The sequence below is a fragment of the Meiothermus hypogaeus genome, assembly GCF_003574035.1.
GTDB classification, from domain to species: Bacteria; Deinococcota; Deinococci; order Deinococcales; family Thermaceae; genus Meiothermus; species Meiothermus hypogaeus.
Window position 1 is genome coordinate 97,951 of the sequence record NZ_QWKY01000001.1, and the last position, 23,235, is coordinate 121,185.

The 23,235-nt window shown below is 62.7% G+C and carries 7 protein-coding genes; 2 read left to right on the forward strand and 5 right to left on the reverse strand.

Annotated elements, in window-relative coordinates; translation table 11 throughout:
- Positions 1 to 7: 7 nt before the first annotated feature.
- Positions 8 to 1,999, reverse strand: coding sequence for an NAD-dependent DNA ligase LigA (ligA, locus tag Mhypo_RS00445; protein ID WP_119339389.1), 1,992 nt, complete (start codon positions 1,997 to 1,999; stop codon positions 8 to 10).
- A gap of 189 nt (positions 2,000 to 2,188) precedes the next feature.
- Between ligA and Mhypo_RS00450 the strand changes: the two genes are divergently transcribed.
- Together Mhypo_RS00450 and Mhypo_RS00455 are read left to right on the forward strand one after the other, a co-directional pair.
- Positions 2,189 to 3,322 (forward strand): BMP family lipoprotein, encoded by a 1,134-nt coding sequence (locus tag Mhypo_RS00450; protein WP_119339390.1) that lies wholly within the window; start codon positions 2,189 to 2,191, stop codon positions 3,320 to 3,322.
- A gap of 243 nt (positions 3,323 to 3,565) precedes the next feature.
- Positions 3,566 to 5,110, forward strand: a complete 1,545-nt coding sequence (locus Mhypo_RS00455; RefSeq protein WP_119339391.1) for an ABC transporter ATP-binding protein — start codon at positions 3,566 to 3,568, stop codon at positions 5,108 to 5,110.
- A 408-nt stretch (positions 5,111 to 5,518) separates the two neighbouring features.
- Here the strand turns inward: Mhypo_RS00455 and Mhypo_RS00460 are convergent, their stop codons facing one another.
- The 4 genes from Mhypo_RS00460 to Mhypo_RS00475 all read right to left on the reverse strand — a co-directional run bounded on the left by Mhypo_RS00460 (position 5,519) and on the right by Mhypo_RS00475 (position 23,150).
- A complete protein-coding gene (locus Mhypo_RS00460; RefSeq protein ID WP_147075266.1) occupies positions 5,519 to 6,178 on the reverse strand; it encodes a hypothetical protein in 660 nt (219 codons plus the stop codon).
- Positions 6,179 to 6,348: 170 nt separating this feature from the next.
- Positions 6,349 to 11,682 carry a DUF11 domain-containing protein gene (locus Mhypo_RS00465; protein WP_119339393.1) on the reverse strand — a complete coding sequence of 1,778 codons (5,334 nt, stop codon included), beginning with the start codon at positions 11,680 to 11,682 and terminating at the stop codon, positions 6,349 to 6,351.
- Positions 11,682 to 20,861 carry a tandem-95 repeat protein gene (locus tag Mhypo_RS00470; protein ID WP_119339394.1) on the reverse strand — a complete coding sequence of 3,060 codons (9,180 nt, stop codon included), beginning with the start codon at positions 20,859 to 20,861 and terminating at the stop codon, positions 11,682 to 11,684. Before Mhypo_RS00470 ends, Mhypo_RS00465 begins: the two co-directional genes overlap by 1 nt.
- Before the next feature lie 480 nt (positions 20,862 to 21,341).
- Positions 21,342 to 23,150: a VWA domain-containing protein gene (locus tag Mhypo_RS00475; protein ID WP_147075268.1), complete on the reverse strand. Its 1,809-nt coding sequence runs from the start codon at positions 23,148 to 23,150 to the stop codon at positions 21,342 to 21,344.
- Positions 23,151 to 23,235: the final 85 nt, after the last annotated feature.

Sequence of the window (23,235 nt, forward strand, 5' to 3'; positions counted from 1 at the left end):
CAAAGCTTCAATCGCTTCGGGTTCTTTGCAGTAGATCGGTCAGGTCATTCTCGTCCAGTACGGGAATCCCCAATTCCCGAGCTTTGGTTAGTTTTGAGCCCGCACCCGGCCCCGCGACCACGTAACTGGTTTTCTTGCTGACCGAGCCGGATACTTTGGCCCCCAGGGCCTCGAGCTCCCGCGCCACCTCATCCCGAGGGCGGGATAACTCACCGGTAAGTACAAAGGTCAGCCCCTCTAGGGCGTTGCTTTTTTGTCTCTCTCTGGCCTCAAAACTAACACCGGCGGCCCGCAGGCGCTCTATAAAACGCCGCATCTCGGGTTTGGCAAGGGCCTTGTGGATGGCCTGGGCGGTGACTTCGGCAATGTCCGGCACGGCGTCGAGTTCCTCCACCGTAGCTGAGAGAATGTTATCCAGATGACCAAAGCGCTTGGCCAGGACCCTGGCGGTGACCTCGCCCACCTGGGGAATGCCCAGGGCGAATAAAAGCCGCTCGAGGCCGCGACTTTTGCTGCTTTCTATCTGCTCGATCAGGTTCTGGGCACTTTTCTCCGCCATGCGCTCGAGGGCCGCTACGTCCTCTTTACGGAGCTGGTAGAGGTCGGAGGCGTCCTTGACCAAACCAGCCTCCAGAAGCTGCTCGATGAGTTTTTCTCCTAGCCCCTGAATGTCCATGGCCCGGCGGCTGGCAAAGTGACGGATAGACTCAAAGGCTTTAGCTGGACACAAGGGGTTAGGGCAGAGATGAATCTTGCCCGACAGTACGAGCTCGGTATGGCATTCCGGGCAACGGTGGGGCCATTCTACGGGCTTGTGGCCTCTGGGTGCATCGGTCAAAACACGCAGCACCTCGGGAATCACTCCGCCGGACTTATGCACCAGTACCGTGTCGCCAATCTTCAAATCCAGCTCCTGCACGTAGCTTTCGTTGTGCAGGGTAACCCGGCTGACGGTGGAACCATCCAACGTGATGGGCTCGAGTTCGGCCACCGGCGTGACCCGTCCGGTACGCCCAACCTGAAACACCACATTCAATACCCTCGTGGGCTTTTCTTCGGCAGGAAACTTGTACGCAATGGCAAAGCGGGGGGTCTTGGCAGTGTAACCGAGTTCTGACCAGAGGGCCAGGTTGTTGAGTTTAACCGTCACCCCATCGGCTTCAAAAGCAAGCGCTCGACGATGGGCCAGCATAGCCCGATACCCCTCCTCAACGCCCTCCACACCATGTACCACGCGGTAATGTGGCTCTATCGAAAACCCCAGTTCCCCTAGCTTCTTCAGCAACTCGACCTGGGTAGCCACGCCAAAAGCTTCAGGCCTTCCCACACCGTAAAACAGGCCGCGCAAGCCCCGGCTGGCACTTACCCTGGGGTCTTTTTGCCGTAAGCTACCGGCTGCAGCGTTGCGGGGATTCTTGAAGGGTGCCGCTCCCTCCTCTTCTAACCTGGCGTTCAGCTCCAGAAAGGCCTGAATGGGCAGATAGATTTCACCGCGCACCTCAAGACTCAAGGGCTCCTGCAGCCGGTGCGGCACATCGTCAATAGTGAGCAGGTTGGGGGTAATGTCCTCCCCCACCGTGCCGTCACCCCGGGTCAGGCCCCGCCGCAGCACGCCATCGCGGTATATCAGATTGACCGACAAACCATCAATTTTATACTCCAGCACATATTCACGCGGCTCTTCAGCGCCCAGAGCACGGTTAATGCTGGACTCAAAATTTTCGATGTCCTCGCGACTAAAGGCATTGCCCAGCGAGAACATGCGGCTTGGATGGGGCACGGCTTCGAAAGTGGTCTCGTAGAGCTGGGCACCCACGGTTTGCGTAGGCGAGTCTGGCGTAACCAGCTCGGGGTGCGCTTCCTCCAACGCCTTGAGTTCGCGCATCAAGCGATCGTACTCGGCATCGGAAATAACCGGGTCGTCTAAGACAAAATAGCGATAGTTGTGGTAGCGAATTTGTTCCCGTAGTTCCTGAACTCGCTGTTTAGGCGTAGACATAACGCGATGCTACCATCTTAACTCAAAGCAATTTCAAATCGGCCCCGTCGCCAGTCTCAAAACGCCAGAGGCATGCTTCTTTCTTTTGTCAAGCCCCTTTCAAGCCTCATGAATTCTGCTCTATAATGCGCTTCGGCTAACAGCCAGTTCGGAACTTGTGATGTTCACAAGTAGATGGAGGCGAATCGCATGAAGAAACTCGTAGTGCTCGGTGTTGCCATGGCTACCGCATTGGGGCTGGGGCTGGCCCAGGAAGTGCGCGTTGGCATGGCTTTCGACGCAGGTGGCAAAAACGATCGCAGCTTCAACCAATCTACCTTCGAGGGCGCCCAGCGGGCTGCCCGTGAGCTAGGCGTCAAGGTCTTTGACTTTGAGCCCGGCGATCCGGGCCAGGTAGGCCAGGGCATCCGCCGTTTTGCCGAGGAAGGCTTCGACCTGATCGTGGGGGTCGGCTTCGCCAATGAGCCCTCCATCACCCGCAACGCCCAGGAATTCAAGGACATCAAGTTCGCGGTGATTGACTCAGTGCCCTGCGAAGGCAAGTGCGACAACGCGGTTGGTCTGGTCTTCCGCGAGCACGAAGGCAGCTACCTGGTAGGCTACATTGCAGGCCGCACCACCAACACCGGTGTGGTGGGCTTTGTGGGTGGCATGGACATCCCGCTCATCCACAAGTTTGAGCAGGGCTACCGCGCCGGGGCCATTGCGGGTATGCGCGAGCGCAACATCGCCAACCCCCGCGTGCTCATCAACTATGTGGGCACCACCCCCGCCGCCTGGAACGACCCCGGTAAGGCCAAGGAAATCGCCACCGCTCAGTCCAAGCAGGGCGCCGACATTATCTACGCCGCTGCTGGGGCTTCGGGCCTGGGCGTGCTGGACTTTGTGAAGCAGCAACGTTGCTTGAAGCAAAACGAGCTGCCCTCCGGGGTGCGTTTCATCTCCAACAATGGCTCGGCAGTGCCCCGCTACGCCGCCTACAATCAGTCTTGCCCCGCTGCCACCACCCGCCCCATGTTCATGATTGGGGTAGATGCCAACCAGAACTACCTGGGCGACACCGATAACAACCCCCGCACCCTTAACCATGTGCTCACCTCCATGCTCAAGCGGGTGGATGTGGCCACCTATGACGTAATCAAGTCCGTGAAGGAAAACACCTTCAAGGGTGGCGTACGCGAGTTCGGCCTGAACAACAACGGCGTAGGTTACGCCCTCGACGACTACAACCGCGCCCTGATTCCTCAAGCGGTTATCAACCGCCTGGCCGTGTTGCGCAGCCAGATCATCTCTGGTGCCATTAAGGTGCCGGACAAACGCTAATCTGGCTCTAGATAGCGCCCAGGGGTTCTCCCTGGGCGTTTTTCAACGCCCTGAATCTTTTGATTTATACCAGATTCGGTTAGTTCGTCACCCTTTGGTGACGAACTAACCCGACCGAAGGGAGTGCTCTAGGATTCAAAAAGACAGCCTCTGGTGTTTTTGCTTTTGTAAACTGTCTTTTTGAATCCGGTATTACTGGCCTACGGCTGTGACAGCGTAAGGCTTGACTGTATGATGAGGGGCATGAACAATACCGTCTCCGACCCCAAACCGCAAAAAAAGGGTGCGGTGGCCCTCGAGCTCAAAAACATCACCAAACGCTACCCCCTGGTGCTGGCCAACGACCATATCTCGCTGGATGTGCGCTGGGGCGAGGTACTGGCGGTGGTGGGGGAAAATGGGGCGGGAAAGTCCACCCTGATGAAGATTGTGTACGGCCTGGTCAAACCCGATCAGGGCGAAATCTGGGTTAATGGCCACAAGGTGAACATCAGCGAACCGGGCGATGCCATTGCACAGGGTATTGGGATGGTGCACCAACACTTCATGCTGGTAGACCCTTTTACCGTGCTGGAAAACGTGATTCTAGGATCCGAACCTACCCAGGGGGCCCAGCTTAACCTGGCCCAGGCCCGAGCTGAGGTCGAAAGCTTGATGCAAGACCTCGAGTTCGACCTGCCTCTCGATACCCCGGTTGAGGAGCTGCCGGTGGGCTTGCAGCAGCGGGTAGAAATTCTCAAAGCGCTATACCGCAAGGCCAAAATCCTTATTCTGGACGAACCTACGGCCGTGCTTACACCCCAGGAAGCCGACGAGCTTTTTGACTTCTTACGCCGCTTCGTGGACCAGGGCAACGCCGTCATTTTTATCAGCCACAAGCTGGCCGAGGTCATCAAGCTATCCAACCGTGTGACCGTCATTCGGGATGGCAAGGTAGTCGGTACGGTTAGCACACCCGAAACCAATGTGGCCCAACTGGCCCGCATGATGGTGGGGCGCGAGGTGATTTTGTCGGTGGACAAAACCGAGGCCCAGCCCGGCGAGGCGGTACTGAAAGTTTCCAACCTGACTATCCCGGGCAAAGACAAAAAGCACCGCCTTAATGGGGTCTCGTTTGAGGTACGGGCAGGCGAGATCGTGGGCATTGCAGGTGTGGAGGGCAACGGCCAGACCGAGTTGGTGGAGGCCATCACGGGCTTGAGGCCTTATGAGGGCACCATCGAGTACGAAGGGCAAACCCTCCGGCCAAACGCTCGAGTCGTGCGTGAATGGGGCGTATCGCACATCCCCGAAGACCGCAACTCCAGGGGTCTGGTGCTGGACTTTACTACCCGCGAGAACCTGATTTTGGGCGACCACTACAGGAGGCCCAACGCAGGCTTTTTAGGTTTCATTGATGCTGACATCATTGAACAGGAAGGTCGCGAAATTGTGGAGCAGTTTGATGTACGCCCCCGAAGCACCGAGCTGGCCGCCCGCCGTTACTCGGGTGGCAATGCTCAAAAAATAATCGTGGGACGCGAATTAAGCCGCAAGCCACGGGTGCTGGTGGCCGCCCAGCCTACCCGTGGGGTGGACATTGGTGCGATTGAGTTCATCCACGAAAATATAGTCAAGGCTAGGGATGCGGGCATGGCCGTACTGCTGGTCTCTGCCGACCTAAACGAGGTACGCTCGCTGTCCGACCGTATTCTGGTCATGTTTGAGGGTCGCATCATGGGTGAACTCAAAGCCAGCGAGGCCACTGAGGAAAAGCTAGGGCTCCTGATGGCGGGCATCACGGATTAAGTATATCGTCGCATAGATGCCCGTACAGTTAGATTCAATAGCGGCCCCTTTGAAGGGCTGTATCAATGAGCTATATTCGGATCCCCTGCGGTTTCACCAACGAAAGCTTCTATCGCGCTCTTCACAGACGTTGCCGCCCGTGAAAACGAGAATGCGTCTGCGCCCAGACGCATGTTGCGCACCCCAGCGTGAGGCGGGCCCGGCCCACGGGTGCTTGGGTTTCGAGTTTCCGGGCGGCAACTGTTCTGTCTGGGATGGAGGATTCTTGATTCTCGGGAGGCTTCTTCTATATGAAGAGCGCTCTATTGTTCCGCTCCTGCAGTGTAGGGAGGGGGCCAAGAGACCATCACATACGGAAAAATGGGGGTATACAGATGCTTATGCGACTGTGCGTTGAGTGTCACAAGGCTATTTGGAACGTGGGGCAGGATTGGTATCTTTGAAAACCTCGGCGCTAGCTTCCCAGTAGGTTGCCATATCCTCGGCCAGTGAGCGGGCACGGCGTAGGGTCTCGGGATCTTCGGTACTGTGCGACAGGCCTATCAGGTTGGCGACCATATCGGAAAGCTTGGTGAGCAGCCCTTGCAGGGCTTCTTGCTGGGCCGCAGAAAGCTGTTGCAAGTTTTTGAGGGTAGCGGGGCTGGCCCCCACCAGGGGTCCCCGGCCCTTGCGCTGGTCGGCCAGCGAAGATTCCAGGATGCGGTAGCGGGCCAGGCGACGCTCAAACTCGGGTAGGATGTCCTGGTCTACCTGCTGCAAGACATCTTCTACCTGTCGCCGGAAACTGGGGGCCTCGAGCAGGCCAATCTCTCGAGCCAGTGCATTGCGACGCTCCAGGGCTTTCTTCATCAGGGGGTCGTCCTCTATGGCTGGGGCCAGACGGTGCTCGAGCTGGGTCGCGCTCATGGCCAGCCAGGCCAGCAAAGTAATGAACAGGGGCACCGGCCAGGCCGTGCGGTAGGGCTCGAGGGCCTGTACGAAGAGCAAGGCGGCCACTACCCCAAGACCCAGCAACAGAATCCAGATCGCCGGGGGCTGGCCCCCTGCTCTCAACACTCGCCAAAGCATAGGTACAGCCTAGCAAATCACCTCCGGGGGTGCTGGGTCATACGCTAAAAAATACCAGGCCGAAGCAGGCTCGGCCTGGTATGGGGGCAGATTCCCTTGGGGACGGGTCAAGACCCTTGCGCCCGGAGGCAGATTATCTTCAAGAAAGGCTACAGCCCATACACACGGGGTTATCGGGCAGGTGCCCCGAAAAGGGTCTCGTCGAAGAGCCAGTCCAGACGTAGATACAGCCCCGACAGGCTCTGGAAACCGCCCAGGCTGGTCTCGGTGCCCAGCAGGTTAGCCCCTACCGAGAAGGTCAGGCCGGTGGCTACCCGTAGGCTGGCCTCCACACCCAGCGAAAGCTGGCCGGAGCGGGTTGCGGGCTGGAACAGGTAGCTGGCACTGGCCCCCAGCCCAAAGGTGTCGGTGAGGAAGTAGGTCAGGCCGCCGCCCACCTGGCCGGTGAAGATGCTCGTGTCGCTCAAGCGGTAGGCAGTACCCAGGCGAAGGAACCAGCGCTCGTCGGCCTGGTAGCCCCCGCGCACCTCGCCTTCGAAGAGTATGCCCTCGGCGTCGCGGTAGAAGCCGCCCTTCAGCACGTTCTGGGTCAGGAGGCTCAGGCGGTCACCCCGGTAAGCTCCGGCCAGGCTAAAGCGGCTGCCGTCGGTGCCGCTGGCCTCGCGCACGTAGGCGGCCTGGGGCGAGAGGATCAGGTCGCTGCTGGGCTTATAGATCAGGCCAAACTCGTAGACCTGCTTGATGCCCGGGGTGCTGGCCTGACCCGAGAATTCTGCACGGGCGCTGGCTTGCAGGTTTTCGCCGTTGTAGCGGAGCCCAAGGCCCGCACTGGCCCCGCCCTGGGCGTTGTCGGCAATGGTAACGTTGGTGCCCACACCCAACTGAAGCTCTTTGGTGAGGGGGAAGGTAGTATCCAGGCCCAGTCGGGTGCGTCCGGCCTCACCGTCCAGGTTGGACATCTCGTAGGTCGCCGAGATGTTGGTGGAGCCGAGCACGCGGGCTTCGGGGTCGGGGGCCTCGGGTGTGTTACCAAGCAGTGTACGCAGCAGTTCGTCGTTGGCAAAGCTACCCCGCACCCCCAGCGCCCCGGTCAGGCGCAGGCCCGTGGCGGCGTAGGTGAGGCGATTTTGCAGGCGTAAACCGAAGTTTTGGGTCAGTGCATAATCCAGGCTGAGGTCGGTAGCTCCAGGGGTATTGCCCAGGCCCACCAGTTGCCGCAGCGAAATGCCAAAGCGCCCGGCCCTGGCCTCTGCCCCAAGCGAGAGGAAGGCGGTTACGGTCTGGAAGTTGTTGATGGACTGCGGGTCCAGGCCAAAGCTGGCCCCAGCACCCAGCAATAGGGCCAGGTTCTCGCCGCCCACCCTGGCTTCGCCGCTCAATTGTTGGGTGGTGGTACCGGCGGTATAGTCCTGGTTCAGGCTATAGCGTCCGGAGAGGCCCAGCAGGCCAAAGCGGGCCGCACCACCCAGCGTGAGGTCTCGAGCGGCATTTGGCGTTCCACGAGGATCCTGGAAGCCCAGCGGTACATCCTGGTAGCGGCCTTCCAGATCGAAATTAGCGTTCTTGAGGCCAAACTTCAGGGCGCCAGCTACCTGGCCCAGGCTGTTCAAAGGCGCGGCCAGCTCGGCTTCTAGGCGGGCGCCCTCGCCCCCCAGCCGCAAGCCCAGCCCGGCCAGGCTCGAGACGCTGCTATCGAGTGAGAGCAGGGTGGCCCGGATGCCGAAGCTTTCGGTCTCGAGACCCGCTTGCACCCCGCCGCGCAGCTCGCGCACGATGCCGCTGGGCGTAGTGACGGCATAGGCAACCTCGAGGCTTTGCGAATTACCGTTCAGGTCGGTGGGCTGGAGGGGGGCCCGCAGTTGCAGAATGCCTGCGCTATAGTCTATGTCATAGTCGGCGTTTCGCAGCAGGATGGTGCGGCTCAGGACCAGGTTGGGGTTGGTGCGATTGCGCACCACCCGCACCACCTGCTCGCTGCTCGGTACCACCGGACGCTCGCTGGGCAGCAGACCCAGGCGGTAGAAGCTGGTGCCGTCACCCGGAATCACCTCGCGGCGGTTGGCATTGGGTACCAGCGCCGCAAAGGCATTCAGACTGAAGTCGCCTTGACGCAGCACCCCCTTGAGGCCGTTGTAGCCTACGTTATAGCCGGTCAGGAGGCCCTGGAAGTCGGTGCTGAGCTGGCCGTATTGCAGGTAGCTCTTCCCCACCTCGAAGCGCAAGAAGACGCTGTCGGCGGAGTTGACGTCGGTGCCAATCTGCGAGCTGTCGCCCAAAAGCGGGAAGCGCTGGTAGGGGTTGGCGGGGGGTAGGAGGTTCACGTCCTTGAACAGGAAGCCGTTTTCAACCGAGAAGTTGCTGCCGGTGTTGAGCGCACCGGTGAAAAGACCCTCACCCAGCGCGGTTCCACGCCCAAAGGCCCGCAGGCTGGTCTCGAGGCTGAAGCCATTGCCGTTCAGGTTGGCCTGCACTCCCAGCGCACCGGAAACGATGAGCGGGCGCGGCAGGGCGGCCTCTACCGGGAAGCGGGCCTGGCGGCGAACCTCACCCGCCATCACCTCTACTTCGACCGCATCCGGGCTGCCGCCTTGCAGACGGGTGCCCAGGTTGGAGAGGGCGAGGCGGGCCTCGCCGTTCACCACCCGCACCTGGTAGCCGGGCACGCCGGGCTCGGCATCAGGCTCTTCCGGTTCAGGCCGGACATTGACCGTCACGTAGCCCACATTGGCGGGGTTGTCCTGGGCATCCCGCAGCAGAATGATGAGTTCGGGCTGGTCGGCGCGATCGGTGGTAAGGGGGCGGCTGGGGTAGATCTGAACCGTGGCCGGTGCGCCACCCCCCTGCACCAGGCTGAAGTCGGCCAGGTCACTCCGCTGAATGGGCTGAGCTTGGGTGAGCGCCTGCAGCAGACCCGGCTCACCCACCACCACCCGGACATCGCCCAGACTGCCGAGGAAGGGCTGGCCCTGGGGGGTACGGGGTTTACCTGCCGAGCGGGTTTCTGGGGTTTGCAGAATCACGCCCAGGCGATCCTGGGGGAACTCGAGCGCCCCCGTATGGCTCACCCGGTAGCCCAGCACGTAGTTTGTCCGCAACGGCCCAGGCAACACCCAGAACAGCCGGTCGCCCGAGACGAGCGGGTCCGCCAGGGGGTCGGCGTTCTCGCGGGTGGGGTTGGCCAGCACGGACTGCTCCACATCGCCCCCAGGCGCACCCCGCAACAAGCGGCTGCTGCCCAGCACGTAGCGTGCGCCCTGGGGTAGCCGGTCTGAGAGGATTACCACACCCGCAGCCGGGGCTGAGGCCAGCCGGGCCGCCAGGGTCACTTCCGACTCGCGCTCCCGCACCAGCTCGCGCACCACCGGCGGCGGAGGCGCGGGCGGCTGGGCCACGCTCAAGCGGGCCTGGGCCCGGTTGTTAGCAGGGTCGGGGTCGGTCTCGCGCAGGCGCACCTCGGCGCTGTTGACCAGGGTTCCGGCCTGGGTGGCGGTGGCCTGCACGGTGAAGGTGCGGCGGGCCCCACTAGGCAGGCTGCCCACCGTCCAGGTCAGGGTATTGTCCTGCTGGGTGGCACCCTCGGCGGTGATGCTGGCCAGGCCTGCGGGCAGGGTATCGGTCAGGACGACATTGCTGGCCGTATCGGGGCCGTTGTTGACCAGGGTCAGGGTGTAGGTCACCCGGTCGCCTGCGTTGGCCTGCGCGGGGCTCACGGTCTTGCTGATGGACAGATCGGCCCTGGGCTCCGGCGGCGGAGGGGGAGGTGGGGGTGGAGGCGGTGGCGACACTTCCAGGGAGACCTGGGCCTGGTTGTTGGCGGGGTCACGGTCACGCTCGCTCGAGCGAACGCTGGCCTGGTTGGTGCGCTGACCCGCTACCTGGCCCCGCACCACCACGCTAAAGCTCTTGCTTTCCCCGTTCGCCAGGCTGCCCAGGTTCCAGGTCAGGGTGTTGCCTTCCCGCACCGGCGCAGGCGTGGCCGAAACGAACTCGAGCCCCACCGGCAGCCGATCCGTGAGCACCACTCCGGTGGCTCCATCGGGGCCGTTGTTGCGGACGGTCAGGGTGTAGGTGGCGTTTTGCCCGAGCTCGAGGCGGGCGGGTTGCACCGTCTTGGTAAGGGCCAGCTCCACTTCCGGCTGGCGCGGAGGCGGAGGCGGGGGCACCACTTCCAGGCGGGCCTGGGCACGGTTGTTCTCAGGGGCGGTATCTTCCTCGGCACCCCGTACTTCGGCGGTATTGACCCAGGTGCCCAGGCTCTCTGCGATGGCTTCTACTTGCACCGTTCGGCGCTCCCCAGGCCCCAGACGGCCCAGGTTCCAGATCAGGGTACTGCCCTCCTGGCGGGCCCCTTCGCTGCGAGCCTCCCCCAGTCCACTGGGGAGGGCATCGGCCAGGGTCACGCTGGTGGCGGCATCGGGGCCGTTGTTGATCACCGTCAGGGTATACCTGACAGCGTCCCCAGGGTTGGCACGGGGTACGTTCACGCTCTTGCTTACTGCCAGGTCTATCGTGGGGGCCGGCGGCGGTGGGGGTGGCGGCTCGACGCGAGGCAGGACCGGGCCGGGTTCAGCCGGCACGCGGGCATAGTACGGTTGGTTGTCCAGGCGCAGGCGAAACTTGACCGAGTTGGAGAACTGTCTTGTGGTGGGCAGAATCCGCACCAGGATAGCCCACTCGCCCCGCAGCTCGGGGGTCACACGGAACTCGTTGCGGGCCCACTGCACATCACCCGAACTGGTGAGCTCGCGGCGCTGCCCGTTGGGAAAGCGCACGAAGATGCGCATCTCCTGGGGGCCGTCGGCGTCGAAGTTTTCGATACGGAATACCTTGCCGACCGCCGCTTGCCCCAGGGTCAGGCGGGCCGCAACCTGGTCGCGGCCAAACTGCCCCCGCGTTACCACGGTAAACTGGCTGGCCTCCACTGCAATGCCGGGGCTCAAGCGGAAGCCAAAGGCGTTCTTGCCGTTGCCGAAGGTGCGCACAGGCAGAGCGTAGTAGCCCTGCCCCAGGGTGCCCTCGAAGAGGGTATCGTAGCGGTGGGTTTCGGCGTTGCCGTAGCTCCGCTCCGCCAGCAATGCAGACGTGCCCCGGCCCAGCAGCTTGAAGTCAGACCGCATTTTGACGTTGGGGGCATAGATTTCGTCGCCGTAGTAGTTCTGCACGTCGCGCTTGTTGCGGTAATCGTTCAAGTTGATGTCGGGGCTAAAGAGCTCCACCCGCAAGGGCTGGCCCGCAGCCCGTTCGAAGACGGCCAGGCGGTAGTCGTCCTGGCCTCCGGCCCGCTGGTCCCAGCCCACCTCGCTGCCCACGCTCGAGAGCGGCAGGTTGATGCTCGACTGCGGCAGCGCAACGGGCTGGGCTGCCACCCAGGGGAGCAGGGTCATCAGCGCAATCAGTACCAGTTTGATGTGGCTTTGCATGGCATTCACTAAAGCTAGATTCCCATCGGGAGGGACTTCTGCCCGTAAACCTGTATGAATGGAGAAGAATACTGGCCTTTTCATCAGCGTACCTCCTCCCAGAGCAGGTCGGGGTCGGTAATCAGGCGGTCTATGGGAATGTTGCCGCTCAGGGTGTAGGTCAGGGTGTAGGTTCCAGGTTGCACGTTGCCCAAGCGAATTTCACTGCCCTGGACGCTGGGTTGCAGGTTTGGCGCGGTGATGGCTCCACGGCTGCCACCGGCGGGAAGCGGATCGGAAATACGCACGTTGTTGACGGCCTTGTTCAGGGTCAGGGTCAGGGTGACGGTGTAGGTGTTGCTCGAGACCTGCGTAAGGGTCTTCTCCAGGCGCTGCCCATTCACCGTCAGGCGGGTCGAGCGGGTGACGGCAGTCTGGCTGCTGGGGTTCTCGAAGAGGAAGTCCTCGGTGTAGAGCCCACCACCCTCCACCCGCACCTGGCGGGTGCCACGCAGGCCCCGGTCATCCGGTACGGCCTTGGGCACGTACGGCACGGTCAGGCGGTCTACCCGCAGGGTGTTCAGGCCCGACAGCACTTCGGTCAGGCTATAGCGGCCCTGCTCGTCGGTAACGGCGTAGCGCCCATCGGAGAGGTAGACCCGCACCCCTTGCAAGGGTTCATCCACCCCGGCGGTGTAGTTGTTGTCGTTGTTCTTGTCGAAGTAAACCCGGCCCAGAATGGTGCCCTTGTCGCTGAAGACGCCGGCCTCGATTCGCACGGTGGCTGTGGCCACGTTGGAGTTGACCCGCACCGGGTTGAGCGAGCTACCAACTAGGGCGCTGGCCTCGGCAGCGTTGACCAGCTGGCCGCTGGTTGGGGCGGCTGCCGTCACGGTAGTGGCAAAGCGCAGGCTGGCCGACTGGCCGGGCGCCAGCTCGCCCACTACCCAGACCAGCCGCTGGCGGCCTCCTTCGTTGGTGATCTGTGGGTCGGGGAAAGCTGCGCCGTTGAGGCTCGAGCTGCCCGGGCGGTACTCCAGCCCCACCGGCAAGAGGTCGCTCAGGGTGACCTGTCGCATAGAAGCGCCCGAACCCTGGTTGGTGGCCTTGAGGATGTACTCGAGGCTTCCCCCAATACGGGCCACCCCCTGCACGGCAGTTTTCTCCAGCACCAGGTTGGGGCCCCGCACCTCTACCCGGATGGTGGCGGGGTTGGACTCCTGTCCAGCGTTGTCGCGAATGGTATAGGGCACCTCCACCGTGCCGGTGAAGCCCTCGACTGGGGTAAAGGTCACACTGCCGTCGGGGTTTCGCACAAAGGTACCCTTGCCCGGCACGATTACCTGGTTCTGGACGCCGGGGGTGGCCGGGTCGAGGTCGAGGGTGCTGGGATCCAGGGTTGCACCCGCGCCGGGGGTATCGTTGGCAATGGGGTTCAGCGTGACCGGCGTGTTGTAGGGCGTGGTAGCGCTGTCGTCACGGGCCACCGGTACGGCAGGGGCCCGCACCGTAATAGCAATGTTGGCGGTGTTGGTGGTGCTGCCGCTGGTGTCCTGAACCGTGTAGGGAATGGTCACGGTGCCGGTGAAGCCCGGCGCGGGCGTAAAGGTCACGCTGCCATCGGGGTTGCGGCTGAAGGTGCCTTTACCCGACACGGTGAAGCTCTCCTGCACCCCTGGGGTCAGGGGGTCGAGGTCGAGGGTACTGGGGTCGAGGGTTGCGCCGTCGCTGGGGGTGTCGTTGTTGAGCGGGTTCAGCGTGACCGGGGTATTGAAGGGGGTGTTGGCGCTGTCGTTGCTGGCCGCCGGGAGCGGGTTGACCGTCACCACCAGGCGGGCGCTGTTGGAGGTCTGGCCGGATTGGTCCTGAATGGTATAGGGCGCCTGTACCGTGCCGGTGAAGCCCGGCGCCGGGGTGAATAGCACATTGCCATCGGGTTGAAGTTCGAAAACCCCTTGTCCAGGCACTTCAAAGCGGGTCTGCTGCCCTGGGGTGCTGGGGTCCAGGTCAATGGTGCGGGGGTCGAGCACGGTGCCCAGGCCAGGGGTGTCGTTGGCCGCCGGGGTCAGGGTGACCGGGGTGTCCCGCTTGGTGCTGGCCAGGTCGTTGTTGGCGATGGGCGCGGTGGGCGGGTCTACCGTAACGGTCAGGCTGGCCGGGCTCGAGGTCTGGCCGAAGTTGTCCCGAATGGTGTAGGGAATGCTAACCGTGCCGGTGAAACCCTCTTCTGGGATAAACTGTACCGACTCATTGCTCAGGTTGGTGGCCGGTAGGAGCACGAAGCGGCCCTTGCCCGGCACCACCCGTTCAGTTTGTTGGCCCGGCGTGCTGGGGTCAAGGTCAACGGTGCTGGGTACCAACTGCCCGCCCGCGCCCGGTGTGTCGTTGGTGCTGGGGTACAGCGTAACCGGGGTTCGGAAGGGGGTGCGGGCCTGATCGTCGGCAGCGGTGGGGGGCGGTGGGGTAACGGTGATGATCAGGTTGGCCGGATTGGTACGTACCCCTGCGCTGTCCTGCACGGTGTAGGGCGTGGTAGCGGTACCCACAAAGCCCGGCTCGGGGGTGAAGCGCACGCTGCCATCGGGCTGTAGCGCGAACGTACCCTGCCCCGGCACGGTGCGGGTGGTCTGCTGGCCGGGGGTATCGGGGTCGAGGTCAATGGTGCTGGGCACGATGGTCTGGCCGGGGTTGGTTACGTCGTTGGCCGCAACCGGCACGTTGACCGGGGTATTCACCGGGGTCTGGGCGCGGTCGTCAACTGCCGCCGGCAGTTCGCTTACGGTGACGGTCAGGTTGGCCCGGTTGGAGGTCTGGGGCGCGGTATTGGGGTCGTTGTCCTGGTCGTTGATGGTGTAGGGGATGGTCACCACGCCGACAAAGCCCGGCTCCGGAGTGAAGATCACCGTACCGTCGGGGCGGGCCTCAAAGGTGCCACGTCCCGGTACGTTAAGGGAGGTCTGCTGGCCTGGCGTGCTGGGGTCAAGGTCAATGGAGCCAGGGTCAATCACGTTGGGCAGATTGGCCGTATCGTTGGCGGCAGCGTTTAGCGTGACCGGCGTGCCCCTGGGGGTGGAGGCCTGGTCGTCCACTGCCATCGGCGGAGCTGGGCGCGGGCGAATCGTGACGGCGATATTGGCAGGGTTGGAGGTCTGGCCCAGGTTGTCCCGGATGGTGTAGGGCACCACCGCTGTACCTTCAAAGCCCGGCACCGGGTCGAAGCGCACCGTGCCGTCAGGCTGCAGCGTGAAGGTGCCCTTGCCGGGGATGGTGCGGGTGGTCTCTTGCCCGGGGGTACTGGGGTCAAGGTCAATTGAGCCAGGCACCAGGGTGGTGCCGGGGCTGGCAGTGTCGTTCAACAGGGCCGGTACCACCACCGGCTGGTTGAAGTCGCCTGCTTTGGCGTCGTCGCGCGCTACGGGTGCGGGCGGCGGGGTGACATTTACGGTCAGGGTGCTGGGCGCCGAGGTCTGCCCCAGATTGTCCTGAATGGTATAGGGAATCTGCACCGTTCCAGCAAAGCCGGGGTCGGGGGTAAAGGTGACCTGGCCGGTGGTGGGGTTCAGATCGAAACGGCCCTGGCCCGGTACGGTACGGGTGGTCTGCTGGCCTGGCGTGCTGGGGTCAAGGTCAATCGAGCCGGGTACCAGCGTAGTGCCGGGGCCGGCGGTGTCGTTGGCGGGTGGGTTTAGGGTAACTGGCGTCCCGAAGGGAGTGGTGGCTGTGTCTGGGGTGGCTACCGGAACGGCGGGAGGCCCCACTGTCACGCGAATGCTGGCCGGGTTGGAAACCGCGCCGGTGTTATCGGTAATGGTGTACTGCACAGGGGTGGTGATACCGCTAAAGGTGGGAGCCGGGGTGAAACTGACCGTGCCATCGGGCTGGATGGTGTAGGTGCCCTCGCCCGGTACCGTGAGGGTCTTGCCATCCGGCGAGCGGGTGCTGCCAGCAGGCTGCCCGGAGGCCGGGAAGACCACCGAACCAGGCACCAGGCTGCGCCCCGAGGCTACCAGGTCGTTGGTTTTGGGATCGAGGGTGACCGGGGTGTTGAAGGGGGTGGTGGCTGTGTCGTCCAGCGCCGCCGGGCTGCTTACATCAATGCTAATGGTAGCCGGATTGGAGGTCTGGCCGGTGCTGTCCTGGAAAGTATAGGTGACCGGAGTTGCCGGCCCGACGAAGGTGAGCAGAGGGGTAAAGGTTACGGTGCCATCGGGGTTGATGGTGTAGGTGCCTTCGCCCGGTACAGTAAGGGTCTTGCCATCCGGCGAGCGGGTGCTGCCAGCAGGCTGCCCGGATGCCGGGAAGACCACTGAAGCCGGCACGATGCTGGCGCCCCGGTTGGGTGTGGTGTCGTTGATTTTGGGATCTATAGTGACCGGGGTGTTGGGTAAGGTGCTCGAGTCGTCGTTGACGGCTACCGGCGGTTGCGGCGGCTGAACTGTGACTGAAAGGTTGGCCTGATTCGAAAGATTGCCGGTGTTGTCGCGCAGGGTATAGGGGATGGTGGCCGTACCGCTGAAGGTGGGCTCCGGGGTAAAGGTCACGTTGCCGCTACTGTCCACCGTAAAGGTGCCCTGGCCGGGTATGGCTCGAGTTTTCTGATCGCCCGGTGTGCTGGGGTCAAGATCCAGGGTGCTGGGGTCAACAAACCCATCGGGGTCGGTGTCGTTGCCCACCGCACTGAAGGTAACGGGCGTGTTGAAGGGGGTGGTAGCGCTGTCGTTCGCAGCCACCGGCGGGTTGTTGAAGCCAAAGTTGCGGTTGTTGCTGACCGTACCGGGGGCGATAGTTACCCCGGTAATCTGCGCACTGGCGGGGGCTACGGGTTGGAGGGTGCCCAGGGCCGGATTACCTGCCCCAGTCGGTACACGAAGGGTGTAGGTGCCCGGCGGGACCGCATTGAAGCTGTAGTTCCCGCTGGCATCGGTGGTGGTGGAGGCCACCACGTTGCCGCTGCCGTCTACCAGTTCAACGGTGATACCGGCCCCCAGGCGACTATCGGCGGGGGTGCCGTCGAAGCTCTTGTTGCCATTCAGGTCGTTGTAGAGCGTGCCGGAGATGCTGCCCAGGTTGGTCACCAGGCTGACCGGGGTAGCGCTGGGGGTGTCCCCGTTCGGCGTACCAGGGAGGGCACCGGGGCTGGCGGGGTGGGTGGTGTTGCTGCTGGTATCCGCGGCGGTAGCGCCTGGCGGTGGGGTGGGGGTGCCGCCCGGGAAGCTATGACCGGGGTTGGGGCCCGATGGGGTGCTCGAGCCGTACACCGAGTTGTTCTGCGGCGTGCTGGGTACCGAGGCCGCGTCGGGGTACTGTACCTGCACGGTAAAGCTCAGGGTACAGTTTTGACCGCCCTGGAAGGTATCGCTGCCGGTCAAAAGCCGGGTATCGGTGGTGCCGTTGAAGGCCGGGTTGATGGTGCAGGGCGCAGCCCCTGTGGTCTTGGTCGGCCCGGAAACAACGGTAATGGTAGGTGCATTGTCGGCATAGGTCTGGGCTAGGTTCTCGGTCAGTTGCACGTTGGGCAGCGGCAGCGTACCGGTATTCCCGGCTACCACCGTGTAGGGCACGGTAAAGGTGCGGGCATCCACCTGGGTGGGCGGGCCTGCCGACTTAAGCACATCCAGCCCGGTGCGGCTGAAACCGAAGTTCTGGTTGTTGCTGGCTGCGCCGGGGCTCACCGTCACGCTCAGGGCTCCACTGGCCGGTGCGCTGGGGGTAGCTCCGCCCAGATCGGGATCGCTGGCAACCACCCGCACGGTATAGCTGCCGGGGGTCACGCTGGTGAAGGTATAGTTGCCGCTGCTGTCGGACTGCGTGGTGGCAACCACGTTACCGCTGTTGTCTACCAGCTCCACCGACACGTTGGGCAGGCGCGGGTCGGTGCCAGAATCGAAACTCCCGTTGTTGTTCTGGTCAAGGTAGAGCGTACCCGAGATGCTGCCGGGGTTGGGGAAGGTCACCGGGGTATTGCCGGGGGTGTCGCCGCCCGGGCTGCTTGGCAAGCCAGACGGGCTGGCGGGGTGGGTGGTGTTGCTGCTGGTATCGGTGGCCAGGGAACCCGGAGGAGGCGTGGGCACCCCACCGGGGAAGGTGTGGCCGGTGTTGGGACCGCTGCCGGGCAGGCTCGTGGCGTAGACCTGGTTGTTCTGGGGGGCGCTGGGAATAGCCGCGGTGCTCGGGTAAACCAGCCGCACCCGGAAGCTGATGGTGCAGCTCTGGCCGGGGGCGAGGTCGTCGGTTCCGGCCAGCAGGCCAAAGACCGTAGTGCCGTTGAAGCCAGGGTTGGCGGTGCAGGTAGCCCCCGAAGAGGGCGTCACGGTAAGGGCCGGGGTACCCACCAGGCTGATGGCAGGGCTGCCCGCGCTAAAGGTGCGACTCAGGTTTTCCGAAACCTGAACGTTGGGCGCCGCCACATTTCCGGTATTGCCCACCACCACTGCGTAGGGCACCTCGTAGGTGGTGGGGTCAATCTGCACCGGCGTACCCGCCGACTTAATCACGTCGACTGCCACTTTCTGGAAGCCAAAGTTCTGGGTGGAGGGCGTGCCCGCAGTCACTGTGACAGGCGCCGAACCGGTTGCGGGCGCGCTAGGCGCGAGTCCAGGGGGCACCTGCGGGTCGCTCGAGACTACCCGCACACTGTAGCTGCCAGGGCTGACACTGGCAAAGGTATAGTTGCCATCGGCATCGGTCTGGGTGGTGGCAATTATGTTGCCACCGCTGTCCAGCAGTTGCACCTCGATGTTGGCTGGCAGGCGAGGGTCAGAGGTGGGGTCAAAGCTGCCGTTGTTGTTCAGGTCGTTGTAAAGCGTACCCTGGATGCTGCCGGGGTTGGGGGTCAGCGAGACCGGCGTAGCGCTGGGGCTGTCGCCGCCTGGGGTACTGGGCAAGCCTGCCGGGGTGGCCGGGTTCGTGGTGTTGGTACTGGCGTCGGTGGCAATGGCCCCAGTGGGTGGGGTGGGCACCCCGCCAGGGAAGGTATAGCCCGGGTTGGGCCCGGTAGTGCGGCTCGAGCCGTAGGCGGTATTGTTCTGCGGCACGCTGGGCACCGCACCTGCGCTGGCGTAGGCCACCCGTACCGAGAAGCTAATTGTGCAGCTCTGGCCCGCATTCAGGGTGTTGGAGCCGCTCAGCAAGCGGGTATCGCTGGTACCGTTGAAGGCGTTGTTGAGGGTGCAGGTAGCACCCCCACCTGCCGTGGCGCTTAGGGAGCCAGCCACAATGGCGATGGACGAGCTACCGGGGAAGGTCTGGCTCAGGTTTTCCGTAACCTGCACGTTGGGCAGGGCCAACTGGCCGGTGTTGCCCACCACGATGGTGTAGGGCACCACGTAGGTGGTGGCATTGATCTGCTGGGCCGCGCCCGCCGACTTGATCACGTCCAGGGCCGAACGGCGGAAGCCGAAGTTCCGGCCCGTTACTGCGCTGCCCGAAGGCACCGTGACCGAGAGGTTATTGGGGGTGGTAAGGCTCGAGCCCGGCGGCAGGTCGGGGTCGGTGGTGCTGACCCGCACCGTATAGGTGCCGGGGGCAATGCCCGTAAAGGTATAGTTGCCGGCGGCATCGGTGCTCTGGGTAGCGATCACCGTGCTTCCGCTCAGGAGCTCGACCAGCACATTGGCCAGGCGGGGCTCGCCGCTATCGAGGCTGCTGTTGCCATTGTTGTCGTTGTAGACCGTGCCAGAGATGCTGGGTGGGGGTGGCAAGACCTGGGCGGTGGTCGTCGAGCTGTTGTTGCCACCGGTTGGATCAATAACCCCCACCGGCGGGGCAATGCTGGCGGTGTTGGGCAGCGAACCCGCATTGGCAGCCGTGCCGGTCACGGTAAAGGTCAGGTAGCTTCCCGAGGTGGGGCTCGAGGCCGCGGTGTTCACAGGCAGCGCCCCGGTGGTCACGCTGATGTTGTTACCTGATCCGGAGGAAGCCCCGCAGAGCGCCGAACCGCTGGCCGTGCACGTCCAGGTCACGCCCGTCAGGGTGGCGGGCACGTTGTCGCTGAAGTTTGCGCTGGCCACAGATGTGGGGCCACGGTTCCAGACCTTGATGGAGTACGTGACGCTATCGCCTTGATTCACGCTGGCCGGCCCGGTTTTCTCTATGGCCAGGTCGGCCTCATCCTGAATGGTTAGGGTGGTGCTACCCACTGCCGTGGTGCACTTGGCGCTCTGGCCGTTGATGTTGGTGACCAGATCGGTTCCGGCCGGTGCACCTGGATTGCTAACCGCCGTGATGGCATAGGTTAGAGGTTCTCCCCCCTCCACCAGGCTATCGCCGGTGATGGTAATGGGAATGCGAATGGCCCCGATCTGCGAACCGGTGCTGGCGTTGGGGTCATACTCCCCTGCCGGAATGCTCAGACTGATGTCACCGTTGGCATTGGCGCTGGCGCTACCCCGGTTGGGGGTGCCGATGCTGAAATCGGCGGTACTGGCCGCCCCGCTGCGGGTGAGGGTGATGGTGGCGGGGGCCGTGACCGTACCGTTGACAATCACTTCCAGGAAAACCGTTCCCGCCGATTCCCCTACGCTGGTAAGGGTGGCGCCCGAGGCATTGACGAAGCGGTTCACATCGGCCAGGGGGCGCAGGGTAATGCGAATGTTGTCCAGGAAGTTGCCTTCGTTGGCCCGGCCACTGCCGATGACGCCCGCCGTACCCCCGGCCCCAATCCGGGCTTCAAAGCCGTACTGGTAGATCCCGCTGGGGCCGGTGTTGGTCAACACACCCGAGCGGTTATCCCAGGTATCAATGGAGGTCGCGGTGAAATCGGCCCCTGCGCTGATCAGCGTGACGCCGTCAGCACCATAGATCGCTGCTCTGGCCGTCTCGATTCCGGCATCGAAGCGTGCCCGGTGGCTAAAGGTATAGGGGACCGACTCGCCCGCCACCAAGCATACGTTCTGGTAAAGCCGCCGTGGGTTCTCAGCATTGAGCTCGGCCCACTGCTGTCCATCGGCAGCGCTACCGCGCTGGGGGGTGCGAAAATACTCGACCGGGCGATAAGGCAGGGTGAAGGTGGGACAGTTGAAGCCCGTGCTGTTGTAAAGGTCATCGGTGGTGCGCCAGCCCCGTACCTTGTTGGCCTCGTTGGTGCCCGTGTAGCTGCTGTCCGGTAGATAGCGCTGAAGGGTTCCCCCAGATGTGGTGCAGACACCCGCTGTAGAAATGTTCGGAATCTCAAAACTGGGGTTGACAATAATGCGGCTGGGAATTTGTGCTTGGGCGACTCCAGCTAGGGAAAAAATAGCCCCAACTGCCAATATGCTCAGACCTCGCAGCGTCTTGCCAATCATCTACCCCTCCTCACAGCGCCCGGGCTGTCCAGCCAATACACTGGGCTGTAGGCTTTCATCGCGACTCGATGAGAAGGTGTTAATTTGCTCTAGGTTCTTAACGTGAGTGTTGATCACCACGATACCTCCTGGGATTAGGGCTTCCACCAAACAAAAAAACACAGGCGCTCCTCGACTTTCTTGAGAGCGCATTGCGAACTGGCCACCCCGTTCAGTGACGCAAATGCAGCTTAATTAATCGTTATTAATCAAGCCTTGTCAAACTTACCATAGGGCATTGGCGGCCAGTTGTGACAAGTAAACATCGACTTACACAGCATTTACACAACTTATGGTGACCTAAACGTCCTCCATTGGTTTTCTGCTCGAGCATTAACTGAAAAATTTCGCCTGGAACAAATTTTTCTATAGTCATGCCGGACGCCACGAACGAAGGCTACGCGACTGTGTTGCTCAAGCTCGCTTTGACCCAAATCACCCCTAGAAATACTTGGAAAAACGCTCGAGCACCGGCCCCAGGCCATTTTCGTCGCTGCGTACCACCACCCCGCCCGTTCCCTCAGCCACCAGACGCAAAGCCTCCCAGTCGGCTTCACCGATGCCGACGCTAAAAACGTGCACGGTGTTCTGAGGGGTAAAGGCCAGACCCGAGGCTACGATATTTCGCAGTTGAGCACTCTCGGGGAACTCGAGCCGAACCTCCCGCTCCTGGCGGTCGGTCAGCTTGAGCAGGCCGGAAATGCCCACAGAACCGGTATTGGCGATGCCATCGGAAAGCAGCACCACCCCCCGGATGGCCTCCCTCGAGACCCCTTCGTAGCTATCGGCCAGTTCCAAGCCCCGCTTGATGGCTTCGTACATAGCAGTGTTGCCCCTGGCCGTGAGGGAATCTATGGCCTCCACAATGGCAAACCGGGTCTTGTTCAGCGGACCAATAGGAACCCGCACCTGCACGCTGCTGGCAAAGGTAACCAGCCCCACATGGGTGCCGGGCGCCGCTCGATCCAGAAAACGTTTGGCGCCTTCTTTGGCCTGTTGAATGCGCTCACCCGACATCGAGCCTGACGTATCCAGCACCAGGACGGCCACGCCGGGCTTCTTAACGTCCTCCCAGCTGTTCTGAATAGCCCTGGCCACCTCGGGATTCAGCCTTCCGAGCAGCTTTTTAGGCTCGTTGGGGTTGATACCGAGGGCGGCGCCCAGCGCATCGGCAAAAGGCAGGTTCGAACCCGGGCGGAACCCCCAGGCCACAAACTGCTTCTGCACCGGCTCACTCAGGAGATATTCCTTGACCACCTGGGCCGCAGCCCGCTGTTGTGGCGTGACCCATTCGGCGTTTGGAACAGCAAAAGGATTGTCGTGCCAGACCGTACCCTCTTTGGGGTAGAGCGCCACTACTTCGTAGCCAGCTTCGGTGATGGGCCGCTGTACCACCTGGCCGCCCGGCACACTCTCGGCGTTTACCCGCCCCTGATAAAGCCAGGGCAGGTTGTACTCCTCCAGTGGGGCAAAATGTACAAAGCGTGGCCCCTGGAAGATCTTGGTCTGGAGCTTGAGGGTTTCGGGATAATAATGGTCTACCGTGGCCTGGAAGCGCCGCACATAGTTTTGTGTCTTGGCCGAGCGCACGTCTTCCAGGGTGAGGCTCGACCCCGACTTTCCGGCGGCTGCCTGGTACAAAAGTTGCAAGGTTGAACGGGCCGTGGAGCTTACCGCCGGGTCGGTAAAGGCTACCCTGGGCTTGCGTCCCCACTCGGCTTTTGCCGCAGGGCAGGTGGCCCAGCCTTGTGAGCTTTCCTTGAGAGCGATGATGTCCGACCAGCCGATGGGTTTGGCCGGCCAGCCCAGGCACTCCGCCATCTCGCGAAAGGTAAAGATCACTACCGGCGTGCGCACAATGGCGGTCATCTCGGCGAAGTTGAAGACCTCGCGGCCCGCATCCAGGTTCACCTGGGCCAGCCAATCCGAAGTGGAGGGCGAGACCACCGTGGGTGCGCCAGCGGTGCGCTCCGGGAAGGCCACCCCCTGGTTGAGTTTGCGCACCAGGTGGGTGTACATCTCACCAGAGTTGACCGTGACGCTTTTGGCCTGCACGGTGTAGCGGCGAGAACCAATCAACACGGTTTTACCCTGCTTGTTGAATTCCTCCAGGGCTGGCTTGAGCACATTCTGCTTCTCGCCCGAAGTCCAGATCAGGACTTCTACAGTCTGGGTGGGGTAAAAGAGGAAGAAAAAAGCCAACGCGCCGATAAACCCCACCGCTACCAGGACCTGCACCAGGTTTCGCACGTCTACCAGTGTAGGGCAAGTCCGGGGTGTGGTGAGGGTTACGCGCTGCCTCGAGCCCGTTCGGACCGGGGTCTGTCCCGACAGG

Excerpts from the sequence above, each read along its gene's own strand:
- ligA (WP_119339389.1), bottom strand. The coding sequence starts at position 1,999 with ATGTCTACGCCTAAACAGCGAGTTCAGGAACTACGGGAACAAATTCGC.
- Mhypo_RS00450 (WP_119339390.1), top strand. The coding sequence starts at position 2,189 with ATGAAGAAACTCGTAGTGCTCGGTGTTGCCATGGCTACCGCATTGGGG.
- Mhypo_RS00455 (WP_119339391.1), top strand. The coding sequence starts at position 3,566 with ATGAACAATACCGTCTCCGACCCCAAACCGCAAAAAAAGGGTGCGGTG.
- Mhypo_RS00460 (WP_147075266.1), bottom strand. The coding sequence starts at position 6,178 with ATGCTTTGGCGAGTGTTGAGAGCAGGGGGCCAGCCCCCGGCGATCTGG.
- Mhypo_RS00465 (WP_119339393.1), bottom strand. The coding sequence starts at position 11,682 with ATGAAAAGGCCAGTATTCTTCTCCATTCATACAGGTTTACGGGCAGAA.
- Mhypo_RS00470 (WP_119339394.1), bottom strand. The coding sequence starts at position 20,861 with ATGATTGGCAAGACGCTGCGAGGTCTGAGCATATTGGCAGTTGGGGCT.